Source organism: Streptomyces sp. NPDC059037 (assembly GCF_042740015.1).
In the GTDB taxonomy this organism is placed as follows: domain Bacteria; phylum Actinomycetota; class Actinomycetes; order Streptomycetales; family Streptomycetaceae; genus Streptomyces.
On the sequence record NZ_JBHYIG010000450.1, the window covers coordinates 1 to 4,676 of the forward strand.

General features: G+C 71.9%; 4 protein-coding genes and 1 pseudogene. 4 read left to right on the plus strand and 1 reads right to left on the minus strand.

The window, feature by feature from the left end; genetic code table 11:
• The 4 genes and pseudogenes from ACFWY6_RS44320 to ACFWY6_RS44335 form a co-directional block, all read left to right on the plus strand.
• Positions 1 to 704: pseudogene (locus ACFWY6_RS44320) on the plus strand (phenylalanine--tRNA ligase subunit beta); the annotation flags it as partial.
• A gap of 211 nt (positions 705 to 915) precedes the next feature.
• On the plus strand, positions 916 to 2,004 hold the full coding sequence (locus ACFWY6_RS44325; RefSeq protein WP_384703267.1) for a PP2C family protein-serine/threonine phosphatase: 1,089 nt from the start codon (positions 916 to 918) through the stop codon (positions 2,002 to 2,004).
• Positions 2,005 to 2,279: 275 nt separating this feature from the next.
• Positions 2,280 to 3,629 carry a transcriptional regulator gene (locus tag ACFWY6_RS44330; protein ID WP_384703270.1) on the plus strand — a complete coding sequence of 450 codons (1,350 nt, stop codon included), beginning with the start codon at positions 2,280 to 2,282 and terminating at the stop codon, positions 3,627 to 3,629.
• Positions 3,630 to 3,705: 76 nt separating this feature from the next.
• The gene (locus tag ACFWY6_RS44335) at positions 3,706 to 4,248 is read left to right on the plus strand and encodes an NUDIX hydrolase (RefSeq protein ID WP_360772101.1); all 543 of its coding nucleotides are present in this window, start codon (positions 3,706 to 3,708) and stop codon (positions 4,246 to 4,248) included.
• On the opposite strand, the gene ACFWY6_RS44340 is transcribed toward ACFWY6_RS44335, so the two are convergent.
• Positions 4,245 to 4,502 (minus strand): hypothetical protein, encoded by a 258-nt coding sequence (locus tag ACFWY6_RS44340; protein ID WP_266868917.1) that lies wholly within the window; start codon positions 4,500 to 4,502, stop codon positions 4,245 to 4,247. The genes ACFWY6_RS44335 and ACFWY6_RS44340 overlap by 4 nt on opposite strands.
• Between the last annotated feature and the right edge of the window lie 174 nt (positions 4,503 to 4,676).

Here is a 4,676-nt window from a genome sequence, read left to right on the forward strand (position 1 = left end):
CACACCGCCCCCCCGCCCCCGCGCCCGAGCCCCCCCCCGCCCCCCCCCGCGCCCGCCCCGGCCCCCCCCCCCCCCCCCCCCCCGCCCCCCCCCCCCCCCCCCCCCAGGCCGGCTGGTGGGGCAAGGGCCGTCCGGCGGACTGGGCCGACGCGGTCCAGGCCGCACGCACCCTGGCCGCCGAGTCGGGCACCGAACTGCTCGTGCGCCAGGGCCAGTACGGTCCCTGGCACCCGGGCCGGTGCGCCGAGCTGGCCGTGGTGATCGACGGCGCCGAGCAGGTCATCGGGTACGCGGGTGAGCTGCACCCGCGGGTCGTCAAGGCGCTGTCGCTGCCCGCGCGAACCTGCGCGATGGAGCTCGACCTGGACCGTCTCGAGGACGCGAGCACCGGTGTCCCGCAGGGGCCGAAGATCTCCACGTTCCCGGTGGCCACGCAGGACGTCGCGCTCGTCGTCGACGGGGACGTCCCCGCCGCCGATGTCGAGAAGGTCCTTCGCGAGGGCGCGGGTGAACTCCTGGAGTCCATCCGGCTGTTCGACGTCTTCACCGGCGAGCAGATCGGCGCGGGCAAGAAGTCCCTGGCGTACGCGCTGCGCTTCCGCGCGGCCGACCGCACGCTGACCGTCGACGAGGCCTCCGCGGCCCGTGACGCGGCCGTCGCCCTCGCGGCGGAGCGGACGGGTGCGGTGCTGCGCGGAGCGTAGTCACCGTTTGTAGTTGCCACCAGGCGCACAAGAGGCGCAAAGAAGGGCGTATCCGGACCTCCGGGTGCGCCCTTCACTCGTTTGAGTGACTAGTAAGCCCTCTCTGGCCCGATCGGCCCAGGTGGTCGACAGAATCTATCCGGCCGCAGGGGCTGATCCGCGCGGCTGCACGGCCTGCACGCTGAACAGGGCCTTAAGGGGGGCCGTCGGCATGATCCGTATGAGGGCTGGAGCTCCCCGCCGGACCGGGCGGAGGCCGCCCCGTGTCGAACCGACGCGGATCCGGCGCGCGCTCACGCTCGGGCTGCCGACGGTGTGGGGCGCCGTCGCCATCACATACAAACTCGCCTGCCCGCTCGCCCAGCAGAACGGCCTCGGCGCCCGGATCGTCACCAGCGCCGTCTTCTTCGCGGTCGGCACGGGTCTGATACTGCACGTCCGGGGCGGGCTGCTGCGGGAGTTGCGGCAGCTGCGCGAGATCGCGGGCGCCGCTCAGAACGTGCTCCTTCGACCGCTGCCGCCGCGCGTCGAGGGCCTCACCGTCGCGGCCGGGCGGCTCTCCGCTTCCCGGGGCGCGACCGTCGGCGGCGACCTGTACGAGGTCGCGGCCACCGACCACGGTGTCCGCGTCGTCATGGGCGATGTCCGGGGGCACGGCCTCGCCGCGCTCGCGACGGCCGCCGCCGTGCTCGGCAGCTTCCGCGAGGCGGCCTACGAGGAGCCCGAACTGCCGCTTGTGCTGCGGCGGTTGGAGCGGGCCCTCGGGCGGCATCTGCGCGAGCGGTCGCGTGCCGAGCACCCGGCCGGCGGTGGAGCGGCGCCGGAGACTCCCGTGGCCGAGGAGTTCGTGACCGTACTCCTGATGGAGATCGGCCCGGACGGTGAGGTGACCGCGCTGAACTGCGGCCACCCCTGGCCGCACCGGCTGAGCGGCCGTGCCGAGCCGGTCCGCGGCGGTGAGCCGCTGCCGCCGCTCGGACCCTTTCCGCTGCCGCCCGAACTGCCCCTGCTGCACTGCGGTTCACTCCTTCCGGGGGAGGCGCTCGTGCTGCACACGGACGGCGTGGAGGACGCGCGGGACGCCGCCGGGCGGTTCTTCCCGTTACGGGATGCGCTCACCGAGGCGGTCCGGGTCCCGCCGGTGGTGCCGCAGGCCGTGATCCGTGCGGTGTACGACCAACTCCTGCGCCATGCCGGACGGTTGCCCGCCGATGACGCGGCGCTGCTCGTCCTGCGCAACGACCGCAAGTGGGTGCCCTTACAGGGTGAGGCGGTGGGCAGCGCGAGCACGGTGAGCTGACGCCTGGTCAGTCGGACGTCGGTGCCGGCCATGCGCCGCCCGGCCCCGCCTTGGAGTTGTCGGGCAGACAGCGGGGCGGACGGCGCCAGTGAGGGCCGCCGCACTTTTCGAGGGGGAGCCGGCGGCCCGGCCGGCCTCCTTGTGAGGAACCTCAGTCAAGCGTGACGGGAGGGGCCGCGGCAGAGCGCGCACCCCCCGGATTCGCGCACTCCGTTCACACCCCGTGTGAAGACACCTCTACTACGCTGGCGACACCGAGCCACCGGAGGGCCTCCATGCAGCCCAACACCCTGCTCGACGCGATCCTCGACGAAGCCGGAATCTCCCACGCGGGCCTGGCCGCCCATGTCAACCAGGCCGGGAAGCGGCGAGGTCTCGCGTTGCGCTACGAACACACCGCCGTCTCCCGCTGGTTGAAGGGCCAGCGTCCGCGCGGCCAGGTGCCCGACCTGATCGCGGAAGTCCTCGCGGGGCGGCTCCAGCGCCCCGTGACCCTCGACGACATCGGCCTCGGCGTGCCGGGCCTGCCGGCCGCGAGACTCGGCTCCGCGGCCTCGACGCTTTCGGGGTTCGTGGAACGGGCCACCGCCCTGTGGCGCTCCGACGAACAGCAGCGTCCGCATCTGCTCGGCGCCCCTGCGGTCACCGGCACGCCCGCGGTGATGCCCGTGTGGGAGTGGGAGAACCCGCCCGAGGACGTGGACGTGTCGCGCGGCGGGCGGCACCCCGTCAGTACGGCCGACATCGACATGATGCGCGCGGCCCGTGCCCACTACGAGCAGATGTACCGCAAGACGGGCGGCATCGCGACGCGCACCCGCATCGTCGGCTTCCTCAACGCCGAGGCGGCGCCGCTGCTGCGCGGCAGCTACACCGACGCGACCGGCCGCCAACTGCACCGCTCCACCGGCGGGTTGGTGGCCATCGCGGGCATCTGCGCCTACGACTCGGACGCGCACGGCCTTGCCCAGCGCTACTTCCACCAGGCCCTGCGCCTGGCAAAGGCCAGTGGCGACAGGGGACTTGGCGCCTACGTCATCGCGCTCCTCGTCAACCAGTCCCTCTTCATGCGGGAGTTCCGGCAGGCGGTGGCCTTCGCGGAGGCCGCGCTGCGCGCCGCGGGGCGCGACCTCACCCCGGCGCTCGCATCCGATCTGTACGCCATGCAGGCCAAGGCGTACGCGCATCTGGGAGACGGCAGGAGCGCGCTGTCCTGCATCCGGCGTGCGGAGGCCGCGGCGGACCGGATCCGGCGGGGACGCGAGCCGGCCGAGACCGGCTATGTCCAGCCCGGACTCGTCAACGTACAAGTGGCGGAGGCGCTGCTCAGCCTCGGCGACCTCACGGGAGCACGTGAGCACGCGGCGGCCGCCGTGGACACCCCGGCGCACGACCGGGGCCGGGTCCACCGGCTCGCCATGCTCAGCCAGATCGAACTGCGCCAGGGGAACACCGACGAGGCCGTGGCCACGGCGGTGGAAATGGCAGAACAGGCACGGGGGATGGAGTCCCAGCGGCTGCGCGACCGGCTGCGGGCTGTGCGTGAACATCTCGTACGCAGCGACTGCGCCGGCACGGCCGAGGCGGCCGAACTCATTGACGGGGCACTGCGCGTACCTCTGTGACGTGCACCGCGTACCACTGCTCTGAAACCCCCGCTGCTGCGATATTGCCATCTACTCGGCGGAAGGTGGCAGAACCGTGCAGTGGACGAAACAAAGCGAACAAACTGTGTATGGAAACCGTTGGTTCACCGTCAACCTGGCGGATGTCGAGTTGCCGGACGGCCGGCATCTCGACCACTTCCTGATACGGCTGCGGCCGGTCGCCGTGGCCACCGTCGTCAATGAGGCCAACGAGGTGCTGCTCCTTTGGCGGCACCGCTTCATCACCGACAGCTGGGGCTGGGAACTGGCCGCGGGCGTCGTCGAGGACGGCGAGGACATCGCGTACGCGGCGGCCCGCGAGATGGAGGAGGAGACCGGCTGGCGGCCGGGCCCGTTACGGCACTTGATGAGTGTCGAGCCGTCCAACGGACTCACCGATGCCAGGCACCACATCTACTGGTCGGACGAGTGCACCTACATCGGCCATCCCGAAGACGACTTCGAGTCCGACCGCCGTGAATGGGTGCCACTCAAACTCGTCCCCGACATGGTGGCCCGTGGTGAGGTCCCGGCCGCCAACATGGCGGCGGCGCTCCTGCTCCTGCACCACCTGCGACTTGGCCAGGATGCGCACTAGTGGCCGATGGCCTGCCAGACCGCCACGGCGAGCGCGCCTACCGCCGTGAGGGCGAGAAGGGCGGGCAGAGGCCAGCGAGTGTGCTCGAGTGCGGCGATCCGCACGGTCAGTTCGTCCTGGTTCTTTACGCTCTGTTCGTCGTGTTGGGTGAGCAACGCCAGCTGTCCGTCGACGCGGGCCAGGCCCACGTCCAAGCTGCGGCGTAACTCGGCGAGTTCTTGCGGGACCACGCGATGCTCGGGGTCGGCGGTCACGAGTCCGCTCCTTTCTGTAGCTGTCCATCCCCCTGATGCGCACGGAAAGTCAACTCGCCTGGTGGCCAAGGCGGGAGAGTGTGCGAAGGGCATATGCGAGCCCATCGCGCACACGGTGTGTGAACGCCGCGGGCCCGGCACTCTGTCGTGTGCCGGGCGCGCGTGCGGTACGAG

Excerpts from the sequence above, each read along its gene's own strand:
- ACFWY6_RS44325 (WP_384703267.1), top strand. The coding sequence starts at position 916 with ATGATCCGTATGAGGGCTGGAGCTCCCCGCCGGACCGGGCGGAGGCCG.
- ACFWY6_RS44330 (WP_384703270.1), top strand. The coding sequence starts at position 2,280 with ATGCAGCCCAACACCCTGCTCGACGCGATCCTCGACGAAGCCGGAATC.